General features: G+C 61.4%; 13 protein-coding genes and 1 pseudogene. 8 read left to right on the plus strand and 6 right to left on the minus strand.

The genetic code is table 11. From position 1 onward, the window contains the following. Together argJ and secA are read right to left on the minus strand one after the other, a co-directional pair. A partial coding sequence (gene argJ / locus M1B34_RS00005) for a bifunctional glutamate N-acetyltransferase/amino-acid acetyltransferase ArgJ (protein ID WP_268264083.1) occupies positions 1-995 on the minus strand: 995 nt, incomplete at its 3' end. Positions 996-1,117: 122 nt separating this feature from the next. After that, on the minus strand, positions 1,118-3,859 hold the full coding sequence (secA, locus tag M1B34_RS00010) for a preprotein translocase subunit SecA (RefSeq protein WP_268264084.1): 2,742 nt from the start codon (positions 3,857-3,859) through the stop codon (positions 1,118-1,120). Between the two features lie 309 nt (positions 3,860-4,168). On the opposite strand from secA, the gene M1B34_RS00015 reads away from it, so the two are divergent. After that, complete coding sequence (locus M1B34_RS00015; protein ID WP_123328604.1) at positions 4,169-4,624, plus strand: DUF721 domain-containing protein; 456 nt, start codon at positions 4,169-4,171, stop codon at positions 4,622-4,624. Positions 4,625-4,634: 10 nt separating this feature from the next. Here the strand turns inward: M1B34_RS00015 and M1B34_RS00020 are convergent, their stop codons facing one another. Further along, positions 4,635-6,128 carry a helicase HerA-like domain-containing protein gene (locus M1B34_RS00020; RefSeq protein ID WP_268264085.1) on the minus strand — a complete coding sequence of 498 codons (1,494 nt, stop codon included), beginning with the start codon at positions 6,126-6,128 and terminating at the stop codon, positions 4,635-4,637. A 196-nt stretch (positions 6,129-6,324) separates the two neighbouring features. Between M1B34_RS00020 and M1B34_RS00025 the strand changes: the two are divergent. Then, positions 6,325-8,213: pseudogene (locus M1B34_RS00025) on the plus strand (methyl-accepting chemotaxis protein). Between the two features lie 10 nt (positions 8,214-8,223). Here the strand turns inward: M1B34_RS00025 and M1B34_RS00030 are convergent. Both M1B34_RS00030 and purU read right to left on the minus strand, forming a co-directional pair. After that, positions 8,224-8,415, minus strand: coding sequence for a hypothetical protein (locus M1B34_RS00030; RefSeq protein WP_268264086.1), 192 nt, complete (start codon positions 8,413-8,415; stop codon positions 8,224-8,226). Between the two features lie 81 nt (positions 8,416-8,496). Further along, on the minus strand, positions 8,497-9,345 hold the full coding sequence (gene purU, locus M1B34_RS00035; RefSeq protein WP_123328607.1) for a formyltetrahydrofolate deformylase: 849 nt from the start codon (positions 9,343-9,345) through the stop codon (positions 8,497-8,499). A gap of 346 nt (positions 9,346-9,691) precedes the next feature. On the opposite strand from purU, the gene mvaT reads away from it, so the two are divergent. Further along, on the plus strand, positions 9,692-10,066 hold the full coding sequence (gene mvaT / locus M1B34_RS00040) for a histone-like nucleoid-structuring protein MvaT (RefSeq protein ID WP_123328609.1): 375 nt from the start codon (positions 9,692-9,694) through the stop codon (positions 10,064-10,066). A gap of 93 nt (positions 10,067-10,159) precedes the next feature. Here mvaT and sbcB read toward each other — a convergent pair whose 3' ends face one another. Further along, positions 10,160-11,587 (minus strand): exodeoxyribonuclease I, encoded by a 1,428-nt coding sequence (sbcB, locus tag M1B34_RS00045; protein ID WP_268264087.1) that lies wholly within the window; start codon positions 11,585-11,587, stop codon positions 10,160-10,162. A 183-nt stretch (positions 11,588-11,770) separates the two neighbouring features. Here sbcB and M1B34_RS00050 point away from each other — a divergent pair, with 183 nt between their 5' ends. The 5 genes from M1B34_RS00050 to M1B34_RS00070 are packed head-to-tail and all read left to right on the plus strand — an operon-like array spanning position 11,771 to position 17,186. Then, positions 11,771-12,496: an RDD family protein gene (locus tag M1B34_RS00050; RefSeq protein WP_123328611.1), complete on the plus strand. Its 726-nt coding sequence runs from the start codon at positions 11,771-11,773 to the stop codon at positions 12,494-12,496. Then, positions 12,493-13,473, plus strand: coding sequence for a stage II sporulation protein M (locus M1B34_RS00055; protein ID WP_268264088.1), 981 nt, complete (start codon positions 12,493-12,495; stop codon positions 13,471-13,473). Before M1B34_RS00050 ends, M1B34_RS00055 begins: the two co-directional genes overlap by 4 nt. After that, positions 13,460-15,007 (plus strand): DUF4129 domain-containing protein, encoded by a 1,548-nt coding sequence (locus M1B34_RS00060; protein WP_268264089.1) that lies wholly within the window; start codon positions 13,460-13,462, stop codon positions 15,005-15,007. The genes M1B34_RS00055 and M1B34_RS00060 overlap by 14 nt, the downstream gene beginning before the upstream one ends. Further along, positions 15,004-16,164 (plus strand): DUF4350 domain-containing protein, encoded by a 1,161-nt coding sequence (locus tag M1B34_RS00065; RefSeq protein WP_268264090.1) that lies wholly within the window; start codon positions 15,004-15,006, stop codon positions 16,162-16,164. The genes M1B34_RS00060 and M1B34_RS00065 overlap by 4 nt, the downstream gene beginning before the upstream one ends. After that, the gene (locus M1B34_RS00070) at positions 16,161-17,186 is read left to right on the plus strand and encodes an AAA family ATPase (RefSeq protein WP_268261733.1); all 1,026 of its coding nucleotides are present in this window, start codon (positions 16,161-16,163) and stop codon (positions 17,184-17,186) included. Before M1B34_RS00065 ends, M1B34_RS00070 begins: the two co-directional genes overlap by 4 nt. Position 17,187 lies beyond the last annotated feature (1 nt).

The following is a 17,187-nucleotide window of genomic DNA, read 5'->3' on the forward strand; positions in this document are numbered from 1 at the left end:
GCCACGCCGGCACGACCAACGGCTGCCAGGATGCGCCCCCAGTTCGGGTCGGAGGCAAACAGCGCGGTCTTGATCAAGGGCGAGTGAGCCACGGTGTAACCCACGTCCAGGCATTCCTGGTGAGTGCCGCCGCCATTGACTTCAACGGTGACGAATTTGGTCGCGCCTTCGCCGTCGCGAACGATGGCCTGAGCCACTTCCATGCACACTTCGAACACCGCTTGTTTCAACGCAGCGAACAGCGGGCCGCTGGCTTCGGTGATTTCCGGCAACGCGGCCTGACCGGTGGCGATCAGCATGCAGCAATCGTTGGTGGAGGTGTCACCGTCGATGGTGATGCGGTTGAAGGACTTGTTGGCACCGTCCAGCAGCAGGTTCTGCAAGACATCACGGGAGACTTTGGCGTCGGTGGCGATATAGCCGAGCATGGTGGCCATGTTCGGACGGATCATGCCCGCGCCCTTGCTGATGCCGGTCACGGTGATGGTCACACCCTCCTGCTGGAACTGACGGCTGGCGCCCTTGGGCAGGGTGTCGGTGGTCATGATCCCGGTGGCCGCAGCCGCCCAGTTGTCCACGGACAGGTCGTCCAGCGCGGCTTGCAGGGCGCCTTCGATTTTCTCGACCGGCAGTGGCTCGCCGATCACACCCGTGGAGTAAGGCAGCACAGCGCTGGCGTCGACACCGGTCAGCTCGGCCAGCTTGGCGCAGGTGCGGGTGGCAGCAGCCAGGCCCGGTTCGCCAGTACCGGCGTTGGCATTGCCGGTGTTGGTCAGCAGGTAACGCACCGGACCTTGCACCCGTTGCTTGGCCAGGATCACCGGTGCCGCGCAGAACGCGTTGAGGGTGAACACGCCCGCCACGGTAGAGCCTTCGGCGCAGCGCATGACCACCACATCCTTGCGCCCTGGGCGCTTGATGCCCGCCGAGGCGATACCGAGTTCAAAACCGGCAACCGGGTGCAACGTTGGCAAAGGACCAAGACCAACAGCCATGAATGCGCTCCTCTTAACGTGATGTCAGCACCGTCGTCACAAAAGACGGTGTCTGGAATGGAAAAACGCCGCGACGGCTTAAGCCGGTCGCGGCGCGGGTGTTTCAATGTCTGGCAGAAATCTTAGCTGATCTGACCGTGACAGTGTTTGTACTTCTTGCCCGAACCGCAGTAGCACAGTTCGTTGCGGCCCAGTTTCTGTTCATTGCGCACCGGTGCGGTAGCCAGGGCTACATCCACATCGACGCCTTCTTCCAGGGCTTGCGGCTGATCCAGGCTCGGCGCCTCGGCGTGCTCGAACTGCATGCGAGCGGCCAGGGCTTCAGCTTCCTGGCGCAGGCGCGCCTCTTCTTCGATCGGATCTTCGCGGCGTACCTGAACATGGGACAGCACACGGATCGAATCGCGCTTGATGGAATCCAGCAGCTCGGAGAACAGGGTGAAGGACTCGCGCTTGTACTCCTGCTTCGGGTTCTTCTGCGCGTAACCACGCAGGTGAATACCGTGACGCAGGTGGTCCATGGTCGACAGGTGGTCTTTCCACAGGTCGTCCAGTACGCGCAGTACGATCTGCTTCTCGAAGGAACGCAGTGCTTCAGCACCGGCCTGGTCTTCTTTCTCGTTGTACGCGGCGATCAGCTCATTGAGCAGCTTTTCGCGCAGGGTTTCTTCGTACAGGTTATCGTCTTCATCGAGCCATTGCTGGATCGGCAGGCTGACACCGAAGTCGCTCTGAATGGTGGCTTCCAGACCGGCAACGTCCCACTGCTCTGGCAGCGATTGCGGCGGAATGTGCGCACTGATGGTGGCGTTGAGCACGTCCTGGCGGAAGTCAGCGATGGTTTCGCCAATGTTGTCCGCAGCCAGCAACGTGTTGCGCATGTGATAGATCACTTTACGCTGCTCGTTGTTGACGTCATCGAACTCCAGCAATTGCTTGCGGATGTCGAAGTTGCGACCTTCTACCTTGCGCTGGGCCTTCTCGATGGCGTTGGTCACCATGCGGTGCTCGATCGCCTCGCCGGATTGCATGCCCAGGGCCTTCATGAAGTTCTTCACCCGGTCAGAGGCGAAGATGCGCATCAGACTGTCTTCCAGGGACAGGTAGAAACGGCTGGAACCGGCGTCACCCTGACGACCGGCACGGCCACGCAGCTGGTTGTCGATACGACGGGATTCGTGACGTTCGGAAGCGATCACCTGCAGGCCGCCCGATTCGAGCACTTGCTGGTGGCGCTTCTGCCAGTCGGCCTTGATCTGGGCGATCTGCTCTGGAGTCGGGTCTTCCAGGGAAGCCACTTCCACTTCCCAGTTGCCGCCCAGGAGAATGTCCGTACCACGACCGGCCATGTTGGTGGCGATGGTCAGGGCGCCCGGACGACCAGCCTGGGCAATGATTTCAGCTTCTTTTTCGTGGAACTTGGCGTTCAGGACCTTGTGCTCGATACCTTCCTGATTGAGCAGGTTGGACATGTGCTCGGAGGTTTCGATGGTCGCGGTGCCGACCAGCACCGGACGGCCCTGGGTCATGCATTCCTTGATGTCGTTGATGATCGCGGCGTATTTCTCGTCCGCGGTCAGGAACACCAGGTCGTTGTAGTCCTTGCGCGCCAACGGCTTGTTCGGCGGAATCACCATCACTTGCAGACCGTAGATCTGATGGAATTCGAAGGCTTCGGTGTCCGCAGTACCGGTCATGCCGGACAGCTTGGTGTAAAGACGGAAATAGTTCTGGAACGTGGTCGACGCCAAGGTCTGGCTTTCGGCCTGGATGTTCAGGTTTTCCTTGGCTTCGATGGCCTGGTGCAGGCCCTCGGACAAGCGACGACCCGGCATGGTACGACCGGTGTGTTCGTCCACCAGGACCACTTGGCCATCCTGCACGATGTATTCGACGTTGCGATGGAACAGCTTGTGGGCACGCAGGCCGGCATAAACGTGGGTCAGCAGGCCCAGGTTATGCGCCGAATACAGGCTCTCGCCCTCGGCCAGCAGACCGACCTGGGTCAGCATCTCTTCGATGTACTGGTGACCGGCTTCGTTGAGTTCGACCTGGCGGGTCTTCTCGTCAACGCTGAAATGACCTTCTTTGGTCACAACGCCTTCCACTTCCTCGATGTGTTGCTCGAGACGCGGAATCAGCTTGTTGATTTCGATGTACAGGCGCGAGCTGTCCTCGGCCTGACCGGAAATGATCAGTGGCGTACGGGCTTCGTCGATCAGGATGGAGTCGACTTCGTCGATCACGGCGAAATTCAGTTCACGCTGGAATTTTTCTTCCATGCTGAACGCCATGTTGTCGCGCAGGTAGTCGAAACCGAATTCGTTGTTGGTGCCGTAGGTGATGTCGGCAGCATAGGCCGCGCGTTTTTCTTCCGGCGGCTGGAACGGCGTGACCACGCCGACCGTCAGGCCGAGGAATTCGTACAGTGGACGCATCCAGTTGGCGTCGCGGCGAGCCAGGTAGTCGTTCACGGTCACCACGTGCACGCCCTTGCCGGACAATGCGTTGAGGTAAACGCCCAGGGTGGCTACCAGCGTTTTGCCTTCACCGGTACGCATCTCGGCGATCTTGCCTTCGTGCAAGGTCATGCCACCGATCAGCTGTACGTCGAAGTGGCGCATACCCATGACGCGCTTACCGGCTTCGCGGGCAACCGCAAAGGCTTCGGGAAGCAGCTTGTCGAGGGTTTCACCTTTGGCTATGCGGTCCTTGAACTCTTGGGTCTTGGCACGCAATTGATCGTCCGAAAGGGCCACCATTTGCTCTTCGAAGGCATTGACGATCTGTACCGTCTTGAGCATGCGTTTGACTTCACGCTCGTTCTTGCTTCCAAAAAGTTTCTTTAACAAAGGCGCAAACATATCGGCAGGATCTTCCACACATAGGGTTGGAGGGCGGCCCCGTGAGTCGCCCGAGCAGCCCTCATGGCCGCATGCGAACGAGCATTCTACCCGGAAACGATGGTGAGGAAAGTGGCGTTATTCCACGATGCTGGCACAGCGCTGTGACGGGGCTCACCTAAAATAAGGTCTTTTGGCTGAACTTCAACCCCAACTTCCCTAGAAGTTGTGTATTGCCGCGCCCCTCAAGGTTCGACGCAAAAGCGAAGGGCAAGGTGCAGCAGGCGCTTTCTGCTACCATGCGCGCTCTGTAACTTCAGGTTTCTGACTATGGCATTTCGCCCTCTTACGGCACGCGCACCCGCCGTTCTCCTTCGCGAAGCCAAGCCTCTTAAAGCCATACTCGGCCATGCCCAGCGCCTGGCGCATTTGCAGCGCTTGCTGGAAAGCCAGTTGCAACCGGCGGCTCGTGAGCATTGCCATGTAGCGTCCTGGCGCGAAGGCAGCCTGCTGTTGATCGTCACCGACGGCCATTGGGCGACCCGCCTGCGCTACCAGCAAAAACGCCTGCAACGGCAACTGGTGGAGTTTCAGGAGTTCGCCAGCCTGACCCGCATTCTGTTCAAGGTGCAACCGCCCACGGTGCAGCATGGCGCTGCCAGCCACACCATGGACTTGTCGAGTAGCGCCGCGCAAACCATCCAGGCCACCGCCGACGGCATCAGCGACCCCAACCTGCGGGCCGCGCTGGAACGACTGGCCAGCCACGCCAAGTCCAAAGCCTGAGGCCGCTGGCTCAGCGACGCTTACTGCCGCCCAATAAAGAGCCCATCAAGCCCCGCACCAATTGCCGCCCCAGTTGATTGGCGGCCTGGCGCATGGCCGACTTCAGCGCCTGGCCGGCGGCGGTGCCGAGAAACTCTCCGGCACGGTCAGCCAGGCTCGGCTCCTCGGCGACGGGCGTGCCCGGCTTGGCCTGCGCCTCGGCGTTCGGCGCCAGGTCCTTGCGCCCCATCAGCACTTCATAGGCAGACTCGCGGTCGATCGGTTTGTCATAACGCCCGAGCAATGGCGAACCCGCAATCAGTGCCGCCCGTTCAGCCTCGCTCAGCGGCCCGATCCGTGATTGCGGCGGTGCCACCAGCACCCGCTGCACCATCGCCGGCGTACCCTTGTCCTGCAACGTGCCCACCAGGGCCTCGCCGATCCCCAGTTCGGTCAACACCGACAGGGCATCGAAGTCCGGATTGGGCCTGAAGCCATCGGCCACGGCCCGCAGGGATTTCTGCTCCTTGGCAGTGAATGCGCGCAAACCGTGCTGGACGCGCAAGCCCAACTGCGCCAGGACGTCGTCCGGCAAATCCCCCGGAGACTGAGTAACGAAATACACCCCGACGCCCTTGGAACGAATCAAACGCACCACTTGCTCCAGGCGCTCTTGCAGGGCTTTGGGCGTTCCAGCAAATAAAAGGTGGGCTTCGTCAAAAAACAATGCCAGCAAGGGCTTTTGTGCGTCGCCGCGCTCGGGCAACTGTTCGAACAGTTCAGCCAGCAGCCACAGCAGGAAGGTCGCGTACACCTTCGGTGCCTCATGCACCAGGCGGCTGGCATCGAGCAGATGGATCCGGCCACGGCCATCGGCCGCCGGTTGCAGGATGTCTTCCAATTGCAGGGCCGGCTCGCCGAACAGGGCTTCGGCGCCCTGCTGTTCGAGAATCGCCAGGCGCCGCAACAACGCCTGGCTGGAGCCAGTGGTCATCAAGGCCGCGTCATCGCCCAACAACTCGGGCTGCTCCTTGAGATGGTTGAGCAACGCCTTGAGGTCTTTCAGGTCCAGCAGCAACAGCCCTTCACGGTCCGCCACCTTGAACGCGGCATACAGCGCCGATTGCTGGCTGTCGGTCAGTTCCAGCAGGCTGCCCAGCAACAACGGCCCCATTTCACTCAAGGTGGTGCGCAACGGATGGCCGGATTGCCCATGGATATCCCACAGCGTCACCGGATACGCCTGGGGTTTGTGATTGAGCCAGGGCATGCCGGCAATCCGCTCGGCGATCTTGCCCTGGGGGTTCCCTGCCGCCCCCAGCCCGCACAGGTCGCCCTTGATATCTGCCGCGAACACCGCCACGCCAGCATCGCTGAAGGCCTCCGCCAGGCGTTGCAGGGTAACGGTCTTGCCGGTCCCCGTAGCACCGGCCACCAGGCCATGGCGATTGGCCAGGCTCATGGCCTGGGCGATAGGTTGCCCTGCGAGGTCGGCACCAATAACGAGTTGCAATGAATCAGGCATTTTGTCACCCATGGTTAATCTTTAGCCCTGCACGGTCGATATGGATAAGCGATGGACCAGATATATCTGAACTTAAGGTCGGACAATCCTCTAGGGAAAGATGGAAATATCAGAGTACTTTCACCGGCGCCTATTTTGCGCGCTTTTCAGCCTTGCGCACCTTGGACCTTCAAGACCTTAGCGGACACCCCAAGCCATGAACAAGAATTTGCGTTTCAGTCACAAGATCCTGCTTGCCGCCTCGCTGATCGTCATCGCTGCTTTTGCCCTGTTCACGCTCTACAACGATTACCTGCAGCGCAACGCCATCCATAAAAACCTGGATAACTACCTGCAGGAAATGGGTGACGTCACAGCGAAGAACATCCAGACCTGGCTCGCCGGCCGCGGCCTGCTGGTGGAGAACCTGGCCCAAGCCGTTGCTCTGAATTCCGAGCCTGGCAACGTCAGCCAGTTGTTGGTGCAAAAAGCCATCAGCTCGACTTTTATGGGTGCCTACCTGGGCAGCCAGGACGGCAGCTTTATCATGCGTCCGGAAAGCAAGATGCCGGATGGCTATGATCCCCGTGCACGCGCCTGGTACAAGACCGCCGAAAGCACCAACGGCTCGGCCCTGACCGAACCCTATATCGACCTGGCCACCGGCCAGTTGGTGATTTCCATCGTCGACAGCGTGCTCAAGGGCGGGCAGAGAATCGGCGTGGTCGGGGGCGACCTGAGCCTGCAAGTGATCGCCGAAACCATCAATGCCCTTAACTTCAACGGCATGGGCTATGCGTTCCTGGTCAGCGCGGACGGCAAGATCCTGGTGCACCCGGACAAGAACCTGGTGATGAAAACCCTCAAGGACGTCTACCCCCAGGACACCCCACGCATCAGCAGCGATCTCAGTGAAATCCAGGTCGACGGCCAGTCGCGGATTGTCACCTTCACCCAGATCAAAGGCCTGTCCTCGGTCAACTGGTACATCGGCCTCTCCGTGGACAAGGACAAAGCCTACGCGGCGCTCAGCGAGTTCCGCACCTCAGCCATTATTGCCACCCTGATTGCCGTGGCCATCATCATTGCCCTGCTCGGCATGCTGATCCGCGTATTGATGCAGCCCCTGCACGTCATGACCCGCGCCATGCAGGACATCGCCGACGGCGAAGGCGACCTGACCCGGCGCCTGAACATCCACAATCAAGACGAATTCGGCACCCTGGGTAACGCATTCAACCGCTTTGTCGAGCGCATCCACGGCTCGATCCGCGAAGTGTCTTCAGCCACCGAGCAGGTCAATGAAGTCGCCTTGCGGGTGGTCAGCGCCTCCAACTCCTCGATGCTCAACTCCGATGAGCAGGCCAGCCGCACCAACAGCGTGGCCGCCGCGATCAATCAACTGGGTGCCGCCGCCCAGGAAATTGCCCGCAACGCCGCCCAGGCCTCGCAACAGGCCAGCGACGCACGCAACCTCGCCGAAGATGGCCAGCAAGTGGTGGACCGCAGTATCCAGGCGATGCACCAGCTGTCGGAGATGATCAGTGCCTCCAGCAGCAATATCGAAACCCTGAACAGCAAAACGGTGAACATCGGGCAGATCCTCGAAGTGATCACCAGCATCTCCCAGCAAACCAACCTGCTGGCCCTCAACGCCGCGATCGAAGCGGCCCGGGCCGGTGAGGCCGGACGTGGCTTTGCGGTGGTGGCCGATGAAGTACGCAACCTGGCGCATCGCACCCAGGAATCGGCGCAGCAGGTGCAGACCATGATCGAAGAGTTGCAGGTCGGGGCTCGGGAATCGGTGGGCACCATGAGCACCAGCCAGCGCCACAGCCTGGACAGCGTAGAGATTGCCAATCAGGCGGGAGAGCGGTTGAACAGCGTGACCCAGCGCATTGGCGAGATCGACGGCATGAACCAGTCGGTCGCGACGCCACCGAGGAACAGACCTCGGTAGTGGAATCCATCAACATGGACATCACCGAGATCAACACCCTCAACCAGGAAGGCGTGGAAAACCTGCAGTCCACCCTGCGGGCGTGCTCCGACCTGGAACAGCAAGCATCGCGCTTGAAGCAACTGGTGGGCAGTTTCAGGATTTGAAGGGAGGGCCTCAGGGCCCTTTCGTCGGCAAGCCTGCTCCTACTGGCGGGGGCTCTTGCTGCAACTGCTCCCACAACTCGGCGGCGCCAGGAAACTCGGTGCCGTCGTCAGCATTCAGCTCATCCGGATCGTAACGGCTCAGGCAGCCCTCGCCGAGGGTGGCCGGGGCCTGGGAAGTGGCTTTATCCAATGGATCGGTCATAGGGCTGACCTCGTGACGTAAAAAACCAGGAACGGGATATTGAACCCCGCTCCTGGTTTTTTTCAATCAGAACACCTTCAATCAGAACACTACGGTCTTGTTGCCGTGTACCAGCACTCGGTCTTCCAGGTGATAACGCAGGCCGCGAGCCAGCACCATCTTCTCGACGTCACGGCCAAAACGCACCATGTCCTCGATGCTGTCGCTGTGGCTGACACGCACCACGTCCTGCTCGATGATCGGGCCGGCATCCAGCTCTTCCGTGACGTAGTGGCAAGTGGCGCCAATCAACTTCACGCCGCGCAACGATGCTTGGTGATAAGGCTTGGCACCGACGAACGACGGCAGGAAGCTGTGGTGGATGTTGATGACCTTGTGCGCGTACTCGCTGCACAGTTCCGGCGGCAGAATTTGCATGTAGCGGGCCAGGACCACCACCTCAGCATCGTGCTGCTTGACCAGGCGCGAGACCTCGGCGAACGCCGGCTCTTTATCCTGTGGATTGACCGGCACGTGGTAGTACGGAATACCGTGCCACTCAACCATGCTGCGCAGATCGTTGTGGTTGGAAATCACACAGGAAATTTCGCAATCCAGTTCATCGCTGTGCCAACGGTGCAACAAGTCGGCCAGGCAATGGGATTCGCGGCTGGCCATCAACACCACGCGTTTTTTCTCGGCGGTGTCGGTAATACGCCAATCCATCGAAAACTCTTCGGCAATCGGCGCGAAGGCCTCGCGAAACGCTTCCAGACCGAACGGCAACGAATCGGCACGAATCTCGTGGCGCATGAAGAACCAACCACTGAGGTTGTCCGAGTGGTGGCTCGCTTCGGTGATCCAACCGTTGTGGGAGGCCAGAAAGTTACTGACTTTGGCAACGATGCCAACGCGGTCAGGGCAAGAAATCACCAACCGGAAAGTGCGCATGAGGGGGAAACTCCAGAACTTCGCAAAGGCCGCCATTCTAGCCATTACGCGAAGAATCTGCAGTATTCATTGCGTCCGATTGCAAGCGCCTCCTTCACACCCAGGCTTTATCCGCCGTGGCGTGCACCCCTTTCGAGGGCACATAAAGCCACTTATAAATAGTGGACAACTAATGCTTGATTATCTGTTCGGAATGCACCCGAGTATTAAATTTCGATCTGCGTTTACGCCTAAACACTCTAAATGTGGCAAATAAAAACGCTGTTAAATGTTTACTTGCTGAAACCGCCTGACTATTATTGCCCATTATGTTTCAGTCACCCTGCGCCCAATAAGGTAGCCATCCATGTCCCTGATCAACGAATACCGCGCCACAGAAGAAGCTATCAAAGAGCTGCAAGCCCGCCTGAAGAATCTGTCGCAAGACGACAAATTGAAAACCGAGCTGGAATTCGAAGGCAAACTGCGCACCCTGATGGGCGAGTATTCCAAATCCCTGCGCGACATCATCGCCCTGCTGGATCCGGACTCCAAAGTTAAAGCGCCACGCGCTCCGGTAAAAACCACCGGCACCAAACGCGCTCGTAAAGTTAAGCAATACAAGAACCCGCACAATGGCGAAGTGATTGAAACCAAAGGTGGCAACCACAAGACTCTGAAAGAGTGGAAAGCCAAGTGGGGCGGTGACGTCGTTGAAGGCTGGGCAACCCTGCTGGACTAAGCCTCGACAGCGTCACCCGCGGTCCAGTGATCGCAGAAAAAACGCCAGCCAGCTGGCGTTTTTTTATGCCTGGCGTTCAGCCACAAAGACCGTTCAAAGCCCCAGGCGCTGGCTGAGTGAGCGGGCGTAGTTGTCCCACTCATCCAGCACCTGACGCTGGCTGTCAGTCGCACTTGAAGCCCACTGCGAAGATGCCTGGTTAAAACTTTCCAGGGTATTGGGTGCACCGTATTGGGGATCGAGCAACCGCTGCTGGCAAAATGCCTTCCAGCGCTCTTGCTCTTCGTCACTCAATGTCCCCGGGAAGTTACGAGCGCGGTAACGGAACAGTAATTCAGGCAAGCGTGGATCATCGAAAGGCCATTGAGACTGGCGCAATTGATCAGGTTCTGCCTGGCGCACTTGTTCACACAGGCGTCGATCACGGTCGCCAATAAAACCGTCGTATAACTGCTGCTCCGGATCTTCGCTGCCGGCAAAATCTTCCGTGGCGTAGATGGCCTGAAGTTTATCTTGCCAAACTTCCCGAGCCTCGCTCAGACGCAGGGCCCGGTCCTGATAAAGCGCCATGTCCAAGTGCAATCGTTGCTGATCTTGCTCACGCAATACATTCAACGGCGCAACCACAGGGCAACGATTGATATGAATTAGTTTGAGCGGCACCGGCAGTTCGCCGTCAGCCAGTTCCTCGCGTCGGGTATATAAACGCTGACGCAAGGCCTCGGCATCCTGGTCCAGCAACCCCTGGGGATCCAGATGCAGATCGCAGACAATCAAGGCATTGCGATTGCGTGGGTGCCAGGCCAGGGGCAAAACCATCCCCACATAATGCCGCGCCGCAGAGAACCGACCGGAGATATGCACCATCGGCTGCAACAGGCGAATCTGGTCCATGACCTTCTGTTTGCTGCGCAGCTGAAACAGCCAATCGTAGAGCTTCGGTTGCTTCTCGCGAATCAGCCGCGCCAGGGCGATGGTGGCGCGCACATCGGACAGGGCGTCGTGGGCCTGGCCATGATCGATGCCGTTGGCCGCGGTCAGGCGCTCCAGCTTGAGGGTTACCTGGCCCTCTTCCTCGGGCCAGACCAGGCCCTGGGGGCGCAACGCATAGGCGGCACGCACCACGTCGATCAAGTCCCAGCGGCTGTTGCCGCCCTGCCACTCGCGGGCGTAGGGGTCGAAAAAGTTGCGGTAGAGGCTGTAGCGGGTCATCTCATCGTCGAAACGCAGAGTGTTGTAACCCGCGCCACAGGTGCCCGGGTGCGCCAACTGGGCGTGGACCCGGGTCATGAAGTCGGCTTCGCTCAATCCCTGCTTGGCCAGACGGGTCGGGGTAATCCCGGTGATCACGCAGGCCGCTGGGTGCGGCAGGATGTCGTCGCTGGGCTGGCAGTAGAGGTTGACCGGCTCGCCAATCTCGTTGAGGTCGAAGTCGGTGCGAATGCCAGCCACTTGCAGCGGTCGATCGCAACGCGGATTGATGCCAGTGGTTTCGTAGTCGTACCAGAAGATGGAAGTCACGGTGCGTTCCTGAACTGAAGACCGGCAAAGTCTAGGCGCTCAGGCGCCGCCAGGGCCAGCCATGTTGCCGTCAATCAGCCGCCCGGTGCAGACAGCGCGAAGTTATTGATGTCGTTTGCCCCTCTGAGGCTGCTAGCATCGGCGCTGGATTTTTTCTCAACCAGGCCAGCCATTACGTTGCCCATGCTCGAGACGACAGCACTGCCAGGGAATGCAACGCTGCACCCGCCACTGGATACGCGGTATCAGGTCGAAACGCCGGAAGGCATCGACCTGCCGCTGCGTCCGGCCGGGCTGATGGTGCGCGCCCTCGCGTTTGCCCTGGACCTGGGCATTCGCGGGCTGATCCTTGGCCTACTGTTTTTGCTCCTGGGGTTCTTCGACAAGATCGGCACCGGCCTGGGGTCGATCCTGCTGTTCCTGATCAGTTGGTGGTACATGGTGCTGTTCGAAGTGCTGAACCAGGGCCGCTCCCCCGGCAAACAGATGATGGGCCTCAGGGTGGTGCAGGACGACGGCACGCCGATTGGCTGGGCCGCCTCGCTGACCCGCAACCTGCTGCGCTTTGCCGACATGCTGCCGTTCGGCTATTTCCTCGGTGCCCTCAGTTGCCTGCAGCACCCGAATTTCAAGCGCCTTGGCGACCTGGCGGCCGGCACCCTGGTGATCTACCGCGAACAGGCGGTGCAGCGCCCACCGCTGCCCGAGGCCCAGGCCCGGCATGCGCCCTTCCCCCTGCGTCTGAACGAACAGCGGGCGATCCTCAGCTTCGCCGAGCGCCAGGGGCAATTGTCCCGCGAGCGTACCGTGGAGCTGGCGCAGATTCTCGCCGAACCACTGCAAGTGCCCGCCGCCCAAGCCCCTGCCGAACTCAACGGAATCGCCCGTGGCTTCCTGGGGCCAACATGAAACAGAGCCTGTTTGAAAGCCGTCATCAACCCGAATGGCAGCGCCTGAGGGAACAACTGGACCTGCTGGAACGCGGCAAGGCCAAACCCGAGGACTGCCAGGGTTTCCCACGGGCCTACCGGCGCCTGTGCCAACACCTGGCCCTGGCCCAGGAACGGGGTTACAGCAGCTACCTGATCGACCCTCTGCAACAACTGGCCTTGCGCGGCCATCAGCAGTTGTACCGGCAACGCAGCCCCCTGAGCGCCCACGTCCTGGGGTTCATGCTCGCTGGCTTTCCGCGCCTGGTGCGCGAGCAGTGGCGCTTTGTGCTGACCGCCAGCCTGCTGTTCTTCGGCAGCCTGCTGGGCATCGGCCTGCTGATGTACCTGTTCCCGGACCTGATCTACAGCGTGGTCAGCACCCAGCAAGTGGCCGAGATGCAGAGCATGTACGACCCCACCTCAGGGCGCCTGGGCCGCGCCGCCGAACGGGCCGCCAGCGACGACTGGGTGATGTTCGGCTACTACATCATGCACAACATCGGCATCGCCTTTCAGACCTTCGCCAGCGGTTTGCTGCTGGGCGTGGGCAGCGTGTTTTTCCTGTTTTTCAACGGCCTGATGATCGGCGCCATCGCCGGCCACCTGACCCAAATCGGCTCAGGCCCGGTGTTCTGGCCCTTCGTCATCGGCCACGGCGCCTTTGAGCTCACGGCCATCGTGCTGTCTGGCGCCGCCGGGCTGAAACTGGGCTGGGCGCTGATCGCCCCCGGGCGCCTGACCCGGGGTGAAGCCCTGCTGCGCGCCGCGCGCAAAAGCGTGCAATTGGTGGGCGGGGTCATTGTGTTCCTGCTGATCGCGGCCTTTATCGAAGCCTATTGGTCGTCGCTGACCTGGCCGGCGCCCTGGATCAAATACCTGGTGGGCGCCGGGCTCTGGACCCTGGTGGGGCTGTACCTGATCTACGCCGGACGAGAACCCCATGCGCCTAAGTGATGCCAGCGTAGTGATCCGCCCGCGCAATACCTGGGAAGCCATGGACCTGGGCGTGCTCCTGAACCAGCGTCATCGCGGCCTGCTAATGGGCAGTTGGGCGCTGATCAGTCTGCCGGTGTTCATGCTACTCAGCCTGCTGTTCTGGGAATCGCCCTCGGTGGCCCTGCTGCTGTTCTGGTGGCTCAAGCCGGCCTTCGAGCGCTTGCCGCTGTTCATTCTGTCCAAGGCCCTGTTCGCAGAGGCGCCCAGCCTGCGCCAGGCCGTGCGCCAATGGCCGCGGTTGCTCAAGCCGCAACTGCTCGCCAGCCTGACCTGGCGACGCCTGAGCATGAGCCGTAGCTTCACGATGCCGGTGGTGCAACTTGAAGGTCTGGCGGGCGAGGCCCGGCAACAACGCCTGGGGGTCCTGCTACAGCAGCAACCCGGCGCGGCGCGCTGGCTGACCCTGATCGGCATGTGCCTGGAATGTGCGCTGTGGATGGGGCTCATGGCGCTGTTCTACCTACTGCTGCCACAACAGATCGAGTTGGACTGGAGCTGGCAGGAGTTGATCACCGCCAGCGAGCAGGACTGGCTGTGGCTGGAACATCTGACCAACGCTTTTTATGCGCTAGTGCTGATTGTCTGGGAACCGATTTACGTGGCCTGTGGCTTCAGCCTTTACCTCAATCGGCGCACCGAGCTGGAGGCCTGGGACATCGAACTGGTGTTCCGCCGCCTGCGCCAGCGCCTCGCCGGGATCGCCGGCCTATGGCTGGTGTGCGGGCTGATCCTGTTGTCCCACGTGTCGACGGTTTGGGCCGCCGAGCCGGTGCCAGGGCCGAAAAGCCCGCGTCTGCTGGGGCAAGCCCTGACCAGCCAGGCCTCCAAGGAGAGCATCAAGGCCATCCTTGAGCAGCCGCCGTTCAAAAACCCGGAGTCGGTCACGCGCTATCGCTTCGGCGACGAACCGCCGGCAAAAACCGCGGAGCAAAAAGACGCCGCGTCCAAGGATTGGCTCAAGGACTTGCTGGACAGCGTCTCGCCTGAACGCTTCGCCGGCATCGCACAGGCCCTGAAGATCCTGCTCTGGGCCCTGCTAGTGGCGGCCGTCGCCTGGCTGATCTGGCGCTACAGCGACTGGCTGCGCGCCTTTGTCAGCCGCCGCCCGACGCAACGGCGCCCAGTGGTGCCTGCCGCGCCGACCCAGCTGTTCGGCCTGCAAGTCAGCAACGAAAGCCTGCCCGAGGATGTTGCCGCGCGTGCCGCCGAGCTCTGGTCCGAACACCCCCGGGAAGCCCTCGGCCTGCTCTATCGCGCGCTGCTCAGCCGCCTGCTCCACGACCTGCAATTGCCCCTCAAGGCCGCCGACACCGAAGGCCAGGTACTGGAGCGGATCGAGCGCCTGCAACAACCCGCCCTGCAAGCCTTCAGCACGCAACTGACGCACCATTGGCTCAACCTGGCCTACGGTCACCGGGTGCCTGACGCCCAGGTGCAACAACAGCTTTGCGACGGTTGGCGCGCGCTGTTCGGACCGGGAGCGAAGCCATGAGGCGTCCACTGCTGATCCTCTTGTCCTTGCTCTTGTGCACACTGCTGGGGGCCCTGGGTTATTACCTTTACCTGAATGCCACGCCCTATCAGGAAATCATCGATCACGGCCCCTCCCCTGAAGCCCAGGCCAACCCGTACCTGGCCGCTGAGCTGTTTCTGCGTCAACGCGGGCTGCAGGTGGAGCACACCAACGGCCTGGATCGGCTGGCCAGCTTGCCCCCCGAGCAGCACAGTCTGCTCCTGCTGGGCGAGCGTTCGAACATGACCTCGCGCCAGGTCGATCAGCTCCTGGACTGGGCCAAGGCTGGCGGCCACTTGCTTATGGTCGCCGAGGCCCTGTGGGATGAGGAAAGCGGCGAGAGCGGGGACCTGCTGCTCGATCGCCTGGGGCTGCTGCAGTCCATGAGCGAGGAGATGACCGGGCCGCCGCAAGCGAAAGACCAGGACGCCTACCCGAGGTTGACCAAGCTTTATCTGGAAGATGAAAAGGCCCCGGCTTACATCGGCTTTGACACCGCCTTCCATCTTGAGGACCCGGACAACCTCGCCCAGTCCTGGGCCAACAGCGGGGTGGCGACCCACCTGATGCGGCTCGATTATGGCCAGGGATCAGTGACCGTGCTGACCGATGCCGACATCTGGAAAAACCAGCACATCGGGCGCTATGACAATGCCTGGCTGCTCTGGTACCTGAATGCCGATACCGCCGTGACCCTACTGTTCAACACCGACCACGACAACCTCTGGCAACTCTTGCTGCGCGACTTTCCCCAGGCCCTGGTAGCCCTCGCGGTGCTGGCCGGCCTGTGGGTGTGGCAGGCAGCGGTGCGCCAAGGCCCGTTGCAGGCACCACCGGCCAAGGCACGTCGCCAGTTGCGCGAACACCTGCAGGCCAGTGCCGATTTCCTCCTGCGCCACAGTGGCCAACCCGCCCTGTTGCAGGCCCTGCACCTGGACATCCAGCGCCGGGCCCGCCGGCGCCACCCCGGCTTTGAGCACCTGCCCCAGGCAGAACAGTGGCAGGCCCTGGCCCGCCTGACCCAGCAACCCCTCGACGTCGTCAGCCAAGCGCTGCAGCAGCCGGGACAGCGACTGTCCAGCGCTGACTTCAGCCAGCGGGTGACCCAGTTGCAAACCCTCAGGAATGCCCTATGAGCGAATTTCCAGACGATTCCGTGACCGCCAGCGAACCGGCCACCCCGCAAGATGCGGCCACGTCCCAACGCCTGCAAGCCAGCCAGTTGGCCCAGGCCCTGCGCGTGGAATTGCGCAAGGCGCTGATCGGCCAGGACGCGGTCATCGACGACGTGCTCACGGCGCTGATCGCCGGCGGCCATGTGCTGCTCGAAGGCGTCCCGGGCCTGGGCAAGACCCTGCTGGTGCGGGCCTTGGCCCGGTGCTTCGGTGGCGACTTCGCGCGGATCCAGTTCACCCCTGACTTGATGCCCAGCGATGTCACCGGCCACGCGGTCTACGACTTGCAGACCGAGCAATTCAAGCTGCGCAAAGGCCCACTGTTCACCAACCTGTTGCTGGCCGACGAGATCAACCGGGCACCGGCCAAAACCCAGGCGGCGCTGCTGGAAGCCATGCAGGAACGCCAAGTGACCCTGGAAGGCCAGGCCTTGCCGATTGCCCAGCCGTTCATGGTCCTGGCCACCCAGAACCCCATCGAACAGGAAGGCACCTACCCGCTGCCGGAGGCCGAACTCGACCGCTTCATGCTCAAGCTGCGCATGGATTACCCCGATGCCGAGCAAGAGCTGAGCATGGTGCGCCAAGTGGCGCGCTCCACCCGTGCCGACATGCTCGACGTGCAGCCCTTGCGCACCGTGCTGCAAGCCAAGGACGTGCTAGCCCTACAACGCATTGCCAGTGAGCTGCCCCTGGACGATCAAGTGCTCGACTACGCCGTGCGCCTGGCTCGGGCCACCCGCAGTTGGCCCGGCCTGGCCCTCGGTGCCGGTCCGCGCGCGTCCATCGCCCTGGTGCGTGGCGCCCGCGCCCGAGCACTGTTGCGCGGCGGCGAGTTTGTCATCCCCGATGACATCAAGGGCTGTGCCATGGCGGTGTTGCGCCATCGGGTGCGCATCGCCCCGGAACTGGACATTGAAGGCCTGTCGGTGGAGCACGTGCTCACTCAACTGCTCGAACAGATTGCCGCGCCTCGCCTATGAA

The sequence above is a fragment of the Pseudomonas morbosilactucae genome, assembly GCF_023241715.1.
GTDB classification, from domain to species: Bacteria; Pseudomonadota; Gammaproteobacteria; order Pseudomonadales; family Pseudomonadaceae; genus Aquipseudomonas; species Aquipseudomonas morbosilactucae.